Here is a 14,482-nt window from a genome sequence, read left to right as displayed (position 1 = left end):
TCTTAATTTAATGAGGGGGAGCTTTCATGAAAGTAATTATTGTAGGCGGGGTTGCTATTGGTCCTAAAGTGGCTGCACGTTTAAGGCGTATTAATCCGGATGCTGAGATTACCATCCTAGAAAAAGGAAGTCTAATCTCTTACGGAGGATGTGGACTGCCATTTTATGTCGCTAACTTAGTGCCCCGATTAGAAGATTTAATGACGACCTCCTACGGTGTAATTAGAGATACGGAATTTTTTGCGGCACAAAAGAATGCAAAAGTTCACACTCAAACAGAAGCTATAAAAATTGACAGGAGTAATAAAAAGGTTTGGGTCCGAAATTTGCTTACTAATCTCGAGGATGCCTTGCCTTATGATTATTTAGTTCTCGCAACCGGGGCTAAGCCGAGTATACCGCCAATTCCTGGAGTTAAGTTAGGACGGATATTCACCATGCATCATCCGCATGATGCCCAAAGTGTCAAGGATTTGATTAAAACAAAGCAGGTGAAGCATGTCACTGTAATTGGGTCCGGGTTAATCGGAATAGAAACAGCGGATGCCCTAGTCAGCCCTCGTTTGAAGGTTACAATGTGTGAGGCAGATTCTCGGGTATTGCCGAAGTTACTTGATTCTGACATGTCCAAACTGGTTGAGCAAAAAATAAAGGGACATGGCGTTGATTTGCAACTTTCCTGTAAAGTGAAGGCTTTCGAAGGGGATGCTGAAGACAATGTATGCCGAGTCATAACAGAACAAGGAACAATTGAAACGGAAATGGTGATTATCGCCACTGGCGTTCGTCCAGAAATTGGACTTGCCAGAGAGGCCGGGCTCACGATTGGCAACACAGGAGCAATTCAAGTCAATGAGCATCAGATGACCAATGATCCGGCTATATATGCTGGCGGAGACTGTGCCGAACAACGCCATCTTCTTACAGGGGAACCTGTTTATATTCCGCTGGCCTCGACCGCTAACAAGCAAGGCCGCGTAATCGCAGATCATATTGCTGGAATCCCCGCTCGCTTTGCCCCAGTCGAGGGAACCTCTATTCTTCAAGCCTTTGATCTTACTATCGGTCGCACGGGATTAAGCGAAGAAGAGGCTCGCAAACGCGGATACAATGTCGTAACCAGTGTGAGCAGTGGCCTTGATGCTACTCACTATTATCCCATGCATGCTCTTATCACGATTAAATTAATCGCTGAACAGGAAAATGGCCGCTTACTCGGCGCCCAAGTCTGTGGCATAGGGGAATGTGCCAAAAGACTAGATGTACTGGCAACCGCGCTTAAATTTGGCGCTAAGGCAGAAGATTTGATTGATTTAGACCTAGCCTATGCACCGCCATTTGCCACCGCTATTGATGTGCTCATACATGCTGCTACAACGTTAGAAAACATGCGTCAGGGGATAGCGTTAGGAATCACAGCGGAAAACGTCACAAAACGCTTAGAAGCCGGGGAAAAGCTCTGCATACTTGATATTCGTGAGCCGGACGAAGTGGCGGCTAACCCGCTGTCCCTGAATGGGACCATGGTGATTGGGTTAGGCGAACTGCGAGATCGTTGGGAAGAGATCCCAAGGGATTCTTTGATTATAACTGTATGTGGATTAGGAATAAGGGGCTACGAAGCGGCATGCATGCTCCAAAGCAAAGGTCTCTCTCAAGTGGCGTTTCTCCAAGGAGGACTTAATGTTGGAAGTGCCTTCTTTAAACAGTAGTCCCTCCGGCTGTTGAGAAGGTATTTCCTTGACTTTCCTGTCACCATCCTCCCTCGCCTTATTCATAGAGGAAACATGACAGGAATCATAGTGAAAGCACGTTGACGTGGACAATCAACGTGCTTTTCATATTGTTAAAACTTCCTTCCTTAGCAAAAGTTGAGATACTCCCTCCAAAAAATATGGTCTAAATGGAAGAAATTTATTAATTACCTCTATAGCCTGAACTTTACAACAATATTTATGATATGATATTTATTGTCTATATTGTTTTAGGTGACTATGTGAGGGGGAGATTGGTCAGTGTCGATCAATAGTGCTTTTCATTCCCAAAGGAAATGGAATATCGGGTTTATCCTTTTTCTCACATTGTTGCTCGTTCTCCTTTCTCAAATAAGTATCCGTCTTACGCTAATTACGGCTCTAGGAATAAGTTTGGGTTTTGTTTTACAGAAGTCTCGCTTTTGTCTTGTGTCTGCATTACGTGATCCTATATTGATCGGTATGACTCAACTTACTCGAGCCTTTCTTTTGCTTTTAGGGATTAGTATCCTTGGTTTTGCACTGGTTTCCTGGGGAGCTTCGCAGAGAAACATCCCGTTATCCCTCAATGTTTTTCCCATGGGCGTGCATACTGTTGTCGGTGGTTTGTTGTTCGGGATAGGGATGGTGTTGGCTGGCGGCTGTTCAACCGGAATTATAATCCGTATCGGAGAAGGTTTTGCAATGCAGATGCTGGCTTTTTTCGGTTTAGCTGTAGGCTCAGTTTTAGGAGAGCGATCGTTGAAAAGCTGGAGATATACCTTTGGTGAATGGCCTGGAATTTTTTTGCCGGACATTTTCGGTTGGGTTCCAACCCTTATTCTTGAAATAATCGTTTTATTAACCTTATGGCAGTTAGCTAGATGGTGGCAAAAAAAACAATTAGGGGAATAGGTGAAAGCTATGACTCGTTTTTCAATTGATATATGGGGAGAAATGTGTCCAATTCCCCTAATTAAAGCAAAACAGAAGTTGTCGTCCATGCAATGCGGTGATATTTTAGTCCTAGAAACTGAACACAGTTGTACCTCAAGGGGTATTGTTGTATGGGCAAAAGCCAATCGATATATTATTGAAGAAAAAGAAGTGGCGAATGGAATATGGCATCTTGAGCTGACAAAAACGCATGATTAAAGAGAGTGTGTAGCAATGAAAAAGACTTTACAGACAATCATCCATGGCCCTTGGGCTTATTGGATAGGGGCAATTATTTTAGGTCTGCTAAACATACTTGTGCTGATCGTGAGGCGCCAACCCTGGGGAGTTACTTGGAATATAGAAATTTGGGCGGAATGGATCGGTACTAACCTTGGAGTTCTCAGTGACCGAGGATTTACGTTTGAGGGATTAATGGCTGCCTCAGGAACCTATTTGAACCTCGGTTTGTTACTGGGTGCTTTTTGGGCAACATTGGTGGCTTCACAAGTTCGCTTTCGACCAATCCGGGATAAAAAGTTCTTTTTTTCTGCATTAATCGGTGGACTGCTCATGGGATACGGAGCACGAATTGCGTATGGTTGCAATGTAGGCGCCCTGTTAAATGGAATTGCTTCTAGTTCTCTTACTGGATGGATTTTTGCATTCGCGGTCTTTTTGGGAACATGGCTAGGATCAAAACTCCTCCTTAAATATTTAATGTAAAGAGACAGCCGACGCTGTCTCTTTACATTTGTTCCTATTTTCAACAAAGGCAACTTTCTTCAGGATTCGTAAGGAATTTAATAAACAGCTTTGCCTTCGTCGTAAGTGGTCGATTATTAGGATAAACAATATTAAAGATGAGAGGCATTTCCATGTCCATAATCCTTAGGACTTTAAGCGTCCCCGTGTAAGCTTCTTTGCGAACTGCGAGCAGTGGCATAACTGATCCCCCTAATCCTGCCTCAACGGCAGATTTAATGGCATAGATATTCTTCATCTCGGTAATCACTTTCAGCTGATTCACAGAATAGCCATGACGAGCTAAAGCTGTTGCTAAAATCTTACGTGTGCCTGATCCATCTTCTCGCATAATTAGCGGTTGTTTGAGGAAGTCTTGTAGGGAGATAACGTCTCCTTCAGCAGGATGCTGAGGAGGAACAATAAGTACTAATTCATCCGATGCAACATGAAGGGATTTAAGGGTAGAAGACTCTGTGTCCCCTTCCACAACACCGATATCAACGACATCAGAAATCACCATACTAAGGACCTCTTCGGCATTGGCGATATTTAGGCAAAGCTCGACCTCCGGGTATTGTTCTTTAAACAAATAGATCGAACAGGGAAGAGAGACATTTCCGATAGTGGTACTTGCCCCAATTATGACTTGATTGTTTTCATGCTTGAAGACAGTTTCGATTTGTTGTTCCATTTCGTCTTGAAGGTCAAGGATCTTTTGTGCATAGTTATAAAAGACTTCGCCAGCCTTGGTAAGCGTCACGCCCTGTGGAGTTCGGTCAAGCAATTGCCCCTGGTAGTATTCTTCTAAATTTTTAACATGTGTGCTAACGGCTGGTTGACTCATATGCAATAATTTTGCTGCTTTTGAAAAACTTTGTTGACGCGTTACCATACAAAAGATCTTGAGTTGGTTACTATCCAATACAATTTCACCATCCTCTAAGTTTCTAAGGAATTAAACATATATCAGTATTGTATAGCCAAGCACTATAGAATTCAATCAACCAAGCTTTGGCCTCCAGTCATTTCTGACTATCTGCCACATACTTCTTCCCCCTCGTCGCTTCAGTTGCAGTCTCATTCTCCTCCCGAGGAAGGTTTATCCTTCGAGACATCATGACATTTATGGCAGTCATCGGAAGACTGTTTATCCGGGTCCTGACGACATTGACTATCAATAACCTGCGGAATTAGATATTTTTCTCCATTTGTTTTACGATAACTGAACCATTTGCCGTCTTCCTGACGGACGTAAGCTAATTCCTCGCCCTTTGCCGTCTTCAGAATGACATCCCCCATTTCGAGAGATGGAAAGGCTGGATTGATGCGTGCTTCCACCCAGGCCATATCGGATTTATCCGTTATCTCCCACTCAATGGGCTTACTAACCGTACTTCCATGGCAATCCCGACATTGGATTTTCAACGCTTTCCATTCAGAGGAATACATCTCCCCGTCTCCCATGGTCTCCTGGCGGGTATGGCAGTCTACACAGTCCAAGTTGACTTCGCATTTGGTAAAGACCAATCCCGGGGAATATACATTCTGCCAGCGCGTCTCCAGACTTTCCTTATCCGGGGGTGGCGAAGATTTAACACGGTCTAAATCAGAGCGAGGAATAAAATCCATAGTATCGACCTTATAATCTCCCTGATTATGACATTGATTACACTGGGTGTAGGGGATTTGCACGGTTAGAGAGTGGGACATCCCATAACCTGATTTTGACCGAGGGATCGTGACATCCTTTCCCTCATAGGTGTGTTGTGGATTGCTTAATACATGACAGCTCTCACACCCGTTGGCCTGGACTTCTTGCCCCAGTAGTTCTCCCCCGGTCAGGTGGCAAACTGCTAAACAGTTCTGCTGAAATTTCGGCTCTTCCCCACGCTGGTTAAAAGGCGCTGGAAAATCCGCCGCGGTCTCTCCAGGTTTCAGCAGCACCCGTGGCGGAATATCCAGCCCGTGCATATATCTGCTCATGGAGAGTTCTCCTCCTTTGCTGGCCATCAAGGCAGTGGTCAGCAAATCTACTTGATTGTCAGACTCTTGCCGATTTCCGCTGTGACATTGCCCTACTTCCGAGTTCCCTCCACAACTTAGGCGAGTCACCTCTAACTGACCAGGATGCCCCCCGCCAAACATCCCCTCATGGGCAGTCTGCTCATCCACAGACAGGGCATTCCCTCCGTGACAAACTGTACAGCCAATACTATCACTGGGGTGAGAAACAGAAATTTCTTCGATTCCCAAATGACAAGTGGTGCAACGTTCAATGCGACCATTTGATAAGCGTATCTCCTGCAGAGCCGGCTTCTTATCCTGCCACACCTTAATTTCCTGTGCCAGTTTTTTTACATGCTCTTCTCCTTGAACAGTGGACATAGTTCCTTGAAGCTCTTCAATCTGCGCTTGGAAATACTTTCTTTGCCAATCCTGCCAAGGGGATGCGCTAAACGAATTGATCGCCAGGAAAACCATGGTGAGGCAAAAGATAATGGCTAACCCCAGAAGTACTATTAATCGTAATCGCTTGGTCATGTCGAAAAATCCTCCTTCACCCCATAAACATATATAAGAAAGTTAATCCTACCCAAACCAAACTTAGGATCAGGAAAATTATCCAGGCCCATGTCTTTCCCACTTTTCGCCCCCACCAAGGCAGGATTAATAATACTGCCATAGACAGAAGAGGTAGAACCCACCCACTCAGCCACGCCGGCCACTGTTGTAACAGCCACTGGATTGCGCCAAATACCCAGGGAGCTTTGGATATACTTACCGCCTCAGCCTTCGGTGAGCTGTCCAAAGGAACTTTCACACTAGCAGTCAACGCAAATAAAAGACCCAACCAAAGAAAAATACCAATATACTCCCTTACCTGTAATTCAATCAACGGTACTTTTTCCTGACGTCCGCTCTGCTCAACCTCTGCAGGCACTTGAGGCCTGTCACTTTCTTTTAGGTCCATGTATTCTCACCTCACGTCAGAGCATGTTCGTTTTTATAAGTTTTCTTTACCCTAATCTAGTCTCCACCTACAAAGCCGTTCTTATAAAGGTCGCACCCCACCGCCTCGTCGGATCCGCCAAAAATGAAACATCTGCAGAAAACCAACGGCACCTGCTAAAATAAAAACGTGCCAGACAAACATATTTAAGGTACTGCCATTGAGGGGGGATGGTTGTCCAAAAAAAACAGTTGCCAAAGCTTGTCCCCCTGGTAACGATGTAAACAAAGCTTGACCAACGGTTGCCGCGGCCCCGCTTTCTTGCCCCCCTCGAAGCAGGTAACCGGAATAATCTAAGATTACTGTCAAGCCAAAAAGCACTACCCCCGTAATCCAATTAAGCTCGCGTAAAGGTCGGTAAGCCCTTGACCATACAACCCGTACCATATGCAGAAAAACACTGATCACCATCATCTGGCCTGCCCAGAAATGCAGGGATCGGACGAATCCCCCGTAAGGCAGCACCGAATTAATTTCACTCAGAGAAGCAAAAGCCCTATCTCCGGGCTGGTAATAGAACAAGAGTAACACACCCGTAATAGTCAATACTATAAAGGCCAAAAAAGAAAATCCACCCAAACAGAATGTGGCTCTTAACCGTAGAGCACCCGCTCTTATTTGGCGGGGGCGAATATGTCCCGTAAAGGAATTGTCTCCTTGCTTTCCCATGTTATTCTCCCCATCCAGCTTAATCAGAATTGCCTTCCCTGCTCATCACTTTGCCTACCAGTTAAGACCAGCGGCACTAGCAGTAAAGCTATTATTTGACAGCCATCTAATGTCCTATACTGCTGGTTGGTGTAGCAGATAAAAACCGTCTTTCTCCTTCACTTCAGCCCGAACTAAGGGACTCACCGCCGGACCTAATACAGGCTGCCCATCCCTGTCGAAGTGGCTTCCGTGGCAGGGACAAAGCCACTGATCCTGTTCAGAGTCGTAATTCACCTCACACCCCAAATGAGTGCAACTGGCCCACATCGCTTCCACTCTATCGTTTCCTTGCCGCAACCAAAAGCGGGTTTGGCCTAGTCGTTGCCAATTTATCTTCAAGGGCATCTCACTGCTGGCAATACGGGCCACAGCCAGCGAATTTTCTTTAGCTCTTAAATAGTGACTGACAGGGTAAAGACAACCTACCCCTAGCACTAACAGAGTCTTTCGCCCCAGACTTAATACTTGCCGCCTGCTATAGAGTGACTGATCAATTGTCAACAGGTCCACCCCCTTTTAAACGATGTTTGTAAACTTCGCACTCTAAAACTTTAGGAAGGATAATTTAGTCTATTATGCTATTAATGTTATTTTCAATTTTAAGGTTAAGGCATGATTCTCCTGCATAAAACCATAGTGGATCGTATAATTTAAATACTTTTACTTTTACAGTTGAATCATGCCTTTGATGCTAAAAGAAACGAGCTCTAAGCCCGTATAAGTAAGAATAGAATAGAAAATTTAACATAACTTGACAAGATCATTTAAAACAGCTGTCCAGTATACACAACGAAATATCTCAAACTCAATCCCCCAATGACTACCATCCCGCAAACCGGTAAAATCACATTTTTGTGCTTTGTGATACCATAGAATGATAAAAGTAAGGGAACTATTAATCCTACAATAACGACGCCTAACCAGAACAGGGCAGCCATGCTTCCACCAAAGAATATAGGTTCAACCGATAGATAAAGAATGGCGATTAAAACTATCTCAAGCATAATTAGAACCATATCAACTTTTTTATAGGCTGTTAGATCCCCGCAGTTACAAGCACCAATCAAGGTTGCTGCTAAACCAGTCGAAGAAGCAGACACTAAAAATAGAATCGGCAAGAATGGAACTGCCTCAATACCAAGAAACGGTGTGTGCCAGAAGTTATTGGTTGTAACAGCGGATAATAAGAAACCAGTGTAGGTCGCAGTCCCAATAGAAAATAAAACTCCCAAGCCAGCCACCGGTTTACGAAACGCTTGAAGGCCCTGGCCTGCAGAAGCAGCGGCTACTTCTTTGTTCGCAGATGTAATCTGAATCTGTTTTTGCGCTACAGCACTTGACCATACAAGATAACCATAGACAACTGACAAGGCTGTGAAACCTGAGACGATAAAGACGCCGATCGACATGACGGATCCCATATTCACATTAAGAAGAAGCTTCCAAAAGCTTAACGGACGACCTAAGTCAACAACTAATAACCCCAAACCGACAATAATACTAACCACAGCAAGGTAGGCCCCGGACCGAATTACCTTTGGATACTGCTGTTTGCTGAAAAGATCCGTCAATGAAGCAGTTAAGAAGGCTCCGCCGGCAATCCCAGCCAGGAATAAATAAATAGCTATCAATCCGCCCCAAGCAACTTCATTGACACTAACACCCCAAATAACATCCACGTTACTTCACCACCCCTTCATAAATGTAATAAACACCTGGGTGAGTGCCTAACTCAGGTTTGCGAACTTCTCCTTTATGCTTTGCCAAGAACTGAGAAGCTTGGCTAAGTGGGTCATTAAGGTCGCCAAAGATTAATGCACCCCCGACGCAGGTTGAAACACAAGCAGGTTTTTCCCCTTTAGAAACCTTTAATTCGTAACAAAAGGTACATTTGTCTACCGCACCAGTTTCATTGTTGAGAAAACGAGCATCGTAGGGGCAGGCAGTCATACAATACAGGCAACCAACACACTTATCCTCATCGACTAAGACCACTCCATCTTCATTGTAGTAAGAAGCTTTTGTCGGACAAACACTGACACAAGGTGCTTTTTGGCACATTTGACAGGCTTCTTTTACAAAATATAGCGAAACATTTGGATAGGTTCCCTTCAGCTCATTTGCAGGAGTCTTCGTTCTAAACTTTCCATCTGGTACATTATTTTGGAACTTACAAGCGACTGTGCACGCCTGACAGCCAATACATTTCGCCAGATTAATGATCATGGTATACTTTTTAGCCAACAAAATCACCCTCTTTCTGTAAATTTAGCTGTCTAACTTCAAGAATTGTGGCAATCTCAGAGTAAACTGGACGATCAGAATTCTTAATCCTTGGTAAAATACTTTTTAAAAAAGGGGTTAAATGCTTTTTTTGAAACTCCATCAAGGCTTCAGCCTGTCCATTTCGGGCTAGCAAGGCACAGAACTCTAATTCCACCGCTAAATGGTCAGGAAGTTCTGCACTTTTTTCTCCCATAACGTACCCACAATTTGCGTAGAATTGTTGAACATTAAAAGCCTCTTTACCTAGCACTAAACCTTTTTCCCCGCTATAAACCGAGGCATAAGGGGAGGCTTCAACTGCACCCGTTTCAAAAAGTGGAATATAGTGTTCCCATAAAGCATTGAGCCGCTGCTCCCCTGGGGGAAATCCCCTGCAAAAGGTTGATAATTTTTGAACCGCTTCGTCTATTTCTGGAATTACTTCAGACCAAAGATCAACTAACTCTTCTAAATGATCCGAGACATCTTGATTAGGTCGATGAAAAACTGCTGCAAACGACAAATACAGTTCGGCAATCATGCTTTTGTCCATTAGGCTTTCCGAACCGTTACGAACGTGGTCGAGGTAACAGTGTTGCCAACTTCCCCAATTTCATTCGGGATTAAGTGATTATCATTGATGCCCTTACCAAAGGCTCTTTTAAGCTCCGGTGAAACTCGACCAAAACCATGATAACAGAAAACTGTATCCGGTCGAATTCCTTCGGTCATTTTTATTTTACCCTTATGCTCATTTAGACCAGAGGATATAACAATCTCATCTCCGTCTTTCAAGCTGAGTTTCGTACAGCTTATTGGATTCATCCACAACGTGTTTGTCGGCATTAACTCATTCAGGATCGGAACATTGGCCGTTCCTGCATTCGTGTGTACAGCTACTTTACCCTGGACAAAACGGAATTTCCCTTCTTCTGGTTGAGGATGACTAACATATTTCGGAACACCTTGTTTTGTTGCTTCTTCAACATCTACAGAGAAGATTTCAATCTTTTTACTATGGTTCGACAAAACGGTATCCATGGAGGCTTTGGCATCGTTAGCACGAACATAGAACGCGTTCATCCCAGGAGGAGTCCAAACCCCCATTTCCTTCATTTTGTCTAAGGTTATACCCGTAGGACGGAGTTGTTGAGTCACAAAGTCTTCCATATCCTTAAATTCAAAATAATCACCAAGGCCCATTTTCTCTCCAAGTTCTTTATAAATCTGCCAGTAGGGTTTTGTATCCGGATAAACCAGTGGTACCGCAGGTTGCCTTATCACATATTTTGGAGTTAATCCCGCCATATCAAAAATCGGTTCATAGCGTTCTAAATAGGTGCATTCCGGTAATACCACATCCGAAAAATAAGCGGTGTCAGTCATATAAACATCACAAGTTACCAAGAGGTCTAGCTTTTTGAACGCCTCTAAAACCCTCGGACTTTCAGTAAGCGATATATAGGGATTAAATCGATGGACAAGCCATGCTCGGATAGGGTAGGGCTCTTCAGTTAAGATGCTCTCTACAATTTTCCCCACGGCCCCATCATAAGCCGGAATGATTTGACCGGGTGTGCCTTTAACGCCTGTGCCATCAATTCTTCCTTTAGAAGCCTTGGGGAAACTCGGTTGTGTAATATTCCCTAACACTTTAGCGTGAACGGCTTGATCAGGGAAATCTTTTAAGAAATTTGCCGGTTTGGTTCGATAATATCCACCTGGAACTTCTAAGTTTCCAATCATCATATTAACGATCAGAATTGCCCGACGCAGTTGATAGTCATTGGGTGTATAAGCTGTTCGCCAGCCAAAGTCTAAGATAGCTTGAGGTTTGGCAGCCGCAAACTCTCTAGTTATCTGAATGATTTTGTCTTTCGAGATTCCAGTCTCTTTCTCTGCCCATTCAGGAGTTTTATCCTTTACTTCTTCAGCCCATTTCTCAAAACCCTCAGTATATTGAGAGATAAAGTTTTGATCATAGAGATTTTCCTGAATCAAGATATTAGCCATGGCCATCACAAAGGCCAAATCAGTGGTGGCTTTGATAGGAAGCCATTCTCCTTTTGAGGCAGTAATACTAAAACGCGGATCGAGTACTACCAGTTTAGCCCCATTGCTAAGCGCTTTGGAAACAGCTCTGGTCTGAGCAACGTGAATTCCTTCAAACCAGTTTCGACCAATCGAGATAAGATATTTGGTATTGGCATAATCAGCAGCAATCGCTTCATTCCCAAAGGTAGTGTCTAAGGCCACGGAACGAGTCATAGGGCAAGTTGCCTCATGTGAAAACACATTCGGGGAACCCAGAGCTTTGCCAATCGACCGGAAAAACCAATCATGGGGTCCTTTACGACTAGCCAAGGCGATCGCTTCCCCGCCGTATTGATCCTTGACGTTATATAATTTATCAGATATATAGGTGTATGCTTCGTCCCAACTTACTTCTTTAAATTTCCCTTCCCCTCGTTCACCTGTACGAATCATCGGTTTCTTAATCCGTTGGGGGTCATATAGCAGCGACGGACCTGCATTTCCTCTAGCACAGATTACGCCACCGAAAGCTGCATCATCCGGATGACCATCAATCTTGACAACTTTCCCGTCTTTGACTTTAACAGCAATGGGACACTGGTTTCTACACATTTCACAGGAAGAAAAAACATTTGTTTCAAGATCCTTATCTATAGCCTCAGCTTTTAACGAGTCCAGTTTATTAAAGGTACCGAACCCACCCACGAGCGCCATGGTAGCGCCAGTTCCATAAAGTACACCCTTTAAGAAATTTCTTCGTTTCATAGTTTTCCCTCCATCCCTCACAACATCATGACAGCCTTGATAATTTGACAACCACAACTATTCTAACAGCCGCCTACCATTTCCTGGACCTCAGGCTTCGGCTCTGCAGCATTACCACCGCTAGTATTTGTTTCACTGCTTTTAATTGTGTCAGCGCCGCTGTTGTTGCCGGCTGAGCTGACGATCCCTCTCCACTGTAACATGCCCCCAGTTAAGACTTTAACTTTGTTTTGGTCATAGCCATTCTCTACCAGAACATTCCACGCTGATTGGGCGCGGCTGCCATTAAGATCGATTAATACAAGGTCTTTGTCCTTACTAATCTGGGCAAGGTTGTTCTTCAAATCACCTAAAGGTCTGTTAAGCGCCATCTTAATATGCCCAGTGGCAAATTCTCTGGCTTCCCGTACGTCAATTAACTGCCACCCTTTATTATCCTCTATGGCCGCCTCCAATTCATCGACCGATAAGTTGGCTGTAGACGGTATATCGGCGGGAACGCCTTGGACCGGTTGGGTGGTATTCTGGTTAACGTTAGCCTTCGACGGGTCTTGCTCCTTGTCAACGGTGCCCACCGTTGACGAGCTATTGCCGCAGCCGACTAAAAAAGTCATGCCAAAACCTAATAACAATAAATAGATAACGGTCAAACCCATGGATCGCATTGACATCGACTTAGCTTTCAAAGTTTTCGCCCTCCTCTTAATAATTAATTCACAAGTCCAATTAAGATGGTTTCTTCAATTATCGTCAAGAAACTTATTGATATATTATTCGCTAAACAGCAAATTTCTCCTGCTACTATTAATTAATGCTCTTATTCTTTAATGTTATAAGTATATAATAAAAATTTATAGGCATATATTTTGTTTATCATTAATAAACTAGTTCATACTTAGAGAACATTTATCTTATTCTTTATTATTATAGGTATATAATAAAAGTTTATAGGCTAATTCAATTGTGATAAAGGTATTTTTCACATACCCATCGAATGTTAACTTAAATTACATATTCTAAATTAAGCTTAGAATATAGTTTAAAGTTGAAAGGATGTTTTAAATGCTAAAAAGGAAATTATCTCCCATCTTGTCCCTTTTCCTGATTGTCGGCTTTCTTGTTACTGGTTGTGGTCAAGCAGCACAGCCCGCTGCCACTACTCCGTCAACTCCACCAGTAACAACTTCATCTACTCCTGCGGAAGACCCCGCAAAAGAAATTAAAGGGGCTATTGAAACTTATTTCAATGATATTGGCTCCAATGTTAAAAATTCCTATAAGATTGCTGAGAAAGACTTAAAGGATGAGCTCGATAAAAACCCTGATAAATACGCAGTATTGGATCTTCGTCGAGCAGAAGATTATGCTAAAGGGCATATCAAGGGAGCGATTAACGTGCCCTATGGCCCAGATATCGCCAAAAACCTCGATAGCATTCGTGCAATCGCCAAAGACAAAACCTTAATCGTTGCTTGCTATACCGGACAGACCGCTGGGCAAACGAATTCACTTCTCAACGTTGCAGGAATCAAGACCCTCTCCTTAAACTCTGGTATGGGTGGCAGCAGTACTGTAGGCTTTGAGACCAGAGGCTGGTTGGGACAGAAGTACCCGACAGTAACAGAACCGACTGCAATGCCGACGGTTCCCGCAGTTGCTAGTAAGAGCAAAGCAATTGACGAGGCAGTCAAGAAGTATTTTAATGAAGTACCGAAAGACTCCTATAAGATTGATCTCCCGGTTATGAAAGATGCCCTGGCTAAAGAAGCTGACAAATACTACATTGTTGATGTTCGCACAGCAGTAGATTACGCCAAAGGCCACATTAAAGGCGCCGTGAACATTCCCTACGGTCCTGACGTCGCGAAAAACCTCGATTCGATCAAGGATAAAAGCAAAGGCAAAACTGTCGTTGTCTATTGTTATACCGGACAAACGGCTGGACAGACCGACTCCTTGCTTAATATCTTTGGCATTCCCACAAAGAGTCTGAATTACGGATTCGGTATGGCTGGCTTTAGCAAAGGCTGGAGTTCTGACAAATCTTACGAAGTTGTTCAATAATTGCTTTTAATATCAGAAACAGAACCACCTTTAATAAAACGAAAGAAGAGATGGCTTAGCCATCTCTTCTTTCGTTTTAAATGTATCACTATAGCTTCTAACTGCTCAACCTCGTGGCATCCTCGTATACATAAGAGTCGTTACCATCTTGAAAGAAACCTAGGCAGGTTAAATCGGAAATTGATATGCTCAAGCAATATGATCCAAAACTGATTTG

At 43.6% G+C, this 14,482-nt stretch carries 15 protein-coding genes; 5 read left to right on the top strand and 10 right to left on the bottom strand.

Annotated features, from left to right (window positions below; all coding sequences use genetic code 11):
- The first annotated feature begins 26 nt into the window (after window positions 1-26).
- From M8E35_RS11110 to M8E35_RS11095, 4 genes are all read left to right on the top strand, one after another.
- Complete coding sequence (locus M8E35_RS11110) at window positions 27-1,712, top strand: FAD-dependent oxidoreductase (protein WP_252469043.1); 1,686 nt, start codon at window positions 27-29, stop codon at window positions 1,710-1,712.
- A gap of 303 nt (window positions 1,713-2,015) precedes the next feature.
- Window positions 2,016-2,648, top strand: coding sequence for a YeeE/YedE thiosulfate transporter family protein (locus M8E35_RS11105; RefSeq protein ID WP_252469041.1), 633 nt, complete (start codon window positions 2,016-2,018; stop codon window positions 2,646-2,648).
- 9 nt (window positions 2,649-2,657) lie between these two features.
- Window positions 2,658-2,888 (top strand): sulfurtransferase TusA family protein, encoded by a 231-nt coding sequence (locus M8E35_RS11100; RefSeq protein ID WP_252469186.1) that lies wholly within the window; start codon window positions 2,658-2,660, stop codon window positions 2,886-2,888.
- A gap of 15 nt (window positions 2,889-2,903) precedes the next feature.
- On the top strand, window positions 2,904-3,395 hold the full coding sequence (locus M8E35_RS11095; RefSeq protein WP_073029592.1) for a YeeE/YedE thiosulfate transporter family protein: 492 nt from the start codon (window positions 2,904-2,906) through the stop codon (window positions 3,393-3,395).
- A 40-nt stretch (window positions 3,396-3,435) separates the two neighbouring features.
- On the opposite strand, the gene M8E35_RS11090 is transcribed toward M8E35_RS11095, so the two are convergent.
- The 10 genes from M8E35_RS11090 to M8E35_RS11045 all read right to left on the bottom strand — a co-directional run bounded on the left by M8E35_RS11090 (window position 3,436) and on the right by M8E35_RS11045 (window position 12,887).
- Complete coding sequence (locus tag M8E35_RS11090) at window positions 3,436-4,338, bottom strand: selenium metabolism-associated LysR family transcriptional regulator (protein ID WP_252469039.1); 903 nt, start codon at window positions 4,336-4,338, stop codon at window positions 3,436-3,438.
- Window positions 4,339-4,493: 155 nt separating this feature from the next.
- A complete protein-coding gene (locus M8E35_RS11085; protein WP_252469038.1) occupies window positions 4,494-5,957 on the bottom strand; it encodes a hypothetical protein in 1,464 nt (487 codons plus the stop codon).
- A 16-nt stretch (window positions 5,958-5,973) separates the two neighbouring features.
- Window positions 5,974-6,387 (bottom strand): hypothetical protein, encoded by a 414-nt coding sequence (locus tag M8E35_RS11080; RefSeq protein WP_252469036.1) that lies wholly within the window; start codon window positions 6,385-6,387, stop codon window positions 5,974-5,976.
- Between the two features lie 81 nt (window positions 6,388-6,468).
- Window positions 6,469-7,095 (bottom strand): cytochrome b N-terminal domain-containing protein, encoded by a 627-nt coding sequence (locus tag M8E35_RS11075; protein ID WP_252469033.1) that lies wholly within the window; start codon window positions 7,093-7,095, stop codon window positions 6,469-6,471.
- 114 nt (window positions 7,096-7,209) lie between these two features.
- Entirely contained in the window at window positions 7,210-7,638 is a 429-nt protein-coding gene (locus M8E35_RS11070; protein WP_252469029.1) for a Rieske (2Fe-2S) protein, read from the bottom strand.
- Between the two features lie 263 nt (window positions 7,639-7,901).
- Window positions 7,902-8,816, bottom strand: a complete 915-nt coding sequence (gene nrfD / locus M8E35_RS11065; protein WP_252469026.1) for an NrfD/PsrC family molybdoenzyme membrane anchor subunit — start codon at window positions 8,814-8,816, stop codon at window positions 7,902-7,904.
- Window position 8,817: 1 nt separating this feature from the next.
- A complete protein-coding gene (locus tag M8E35_RS11060) occupies window positions 8,818-9,381 on the bottom strand; it encodes a 4Fe-4S dicluster domain-containing protein (protein ID WP_252469023.1) in 564 nt (187 codons plus the stop codon).
- A complete protein-coding gene (locus M8E35_RS11055; RefSeq protein WP_252469022.1) occupies window positions 9,374-9,955 on the bottom strand; it encodes a TorD/DmsD family molecular chaperone in 582 nt (193 codons plus the stop codon). Before M8E35_RS11055 ends, M8E35_RS11060 begins: the two co-directional genes overlap by 8 nt.
- Complete coding sequence (gene phsA, locus M8E35_RS11050) at window positions 9,955-12,201, bottom strand: thiosulfate reductase PhsA (RefSeq protein WP_252469020.1); 2,247 nt, start codon at window positions 12,199-12,201, stop codon at window positions 9,955-9,957. The genes M8E35_RS11055 and phsA overlap by 1 nt, the downstream gene beginning before the upstream one ends.
- A 62-nt stretch (window positions 12,202-12,263) precedes the next feature.
- Window positions 12,264-12,887, bottom strand: a complete 624-nt coding sequence (locus M8E35_RS11045) for a rhodanese-like domain-containing protein (RefSeq protein ID WP_252469018.1) — start codon at window positions 12,885-12,887, stop codon at window positions 12,264-12,266.
- Between the two features lie 376 nt (window positions 12,888-13,263).
- On the opposite strand from M8E35_RS11045, the gene M8E35_RS11040 reads away from it, so the two are divergent.
- Complete coding sequence (locus tag M8E35_RS11040) at window positions 13,264-14,265, top strand: rhodanese-like domain-containing protein (protein WP_252469016.1); 1,002 nt, start codon at window positions 13,264-13,266, stop codon at window positions 14,263-14,265.
- Window positions 14,266-14,482: the final 217 nt, after the last annotated feature.

It is taken from the genome of Desulfosporosinus nitroreducens (genome assembly GCF_023897015.1).
Classification (GTDB): domain Bacteria; phylum Bacillota; class Desulfitobacteriia; order Desulfitobacteriales; family Desulfitobacteriaceae; genus Desulfosporosinus; species Desulfosporosinus nitroreducens.
This window is presented reverse-complemented; position numbering and strand designations above follow the sequence as displayed.

Excerpts from the sequence above, each read along its gene's own strand:
- M8E35_RS11110 (WP_252469043.1), top strand. The coding sequence starts at position 27 with ATGAAAGTAATTATTGTAGGCGGGGTTGCTATTGGTCCTAAAGTGGCT.
- M8E35_RS11100 (WP_252469186.1), top strand. The coding sequence starts at position 2,658 with ATGACTCGTTTTTCAATTGATATATGGGGAGAAATGTGTCCAATTCCC.
- M8E35_RS11095 (WP_073029592.1), top strand. The coding sequence starts at position 2,904 with ATGAAAAAGACTTTACAGACAATCATCCATGGCCCTTGGGCTTATTGG.
- M8E35_RS11085 (WP_252469038.1), bottom strand. The coding sequence starts at position 5,957 with ATGACCAAGCGATTACGATTAATAGTACTTCTGGGGTTAGCCATTATC.
- M8E35_RS11080 (WP_252469036.1), bottom strand. The coding sequence starts at position 6,387 with ATGGACCTAAAAGAAAGTGACAGGCCTCAAGTGCCTGCAGAGGTTGAG.
- M8E35_RS11075 (WP_252469033.1), bottom strand. The coding sequence starts at position 7,095 with ATGGGAAAGCAAGGAGACAATTCCTTTACGGGACATATTCGCCCCCGC.
- M8E35_RS11055 (WP_252469022.1), bottom strand. The coding sequence starts at position 9,955 with ATGGACAAAAGCATGATTGCCGAACTGTATTTGTCGTTTGCAGCAGTT.
- phsA (WP_252469020.1), bottom strand. The coding sequence starts at position 12,201 with ATGAAACGAAGAAATTTCTTAAAGGGTGTACTTTATGGAACTGGCGCT.
- M8E35_RS11040 (WP_252469016.1), top strand. The coding sequence starts at position 13,264 with ATGCTAAAAAGGAAATTATCTCCCATCTTGTCCCTTTTCCTGATTGTC.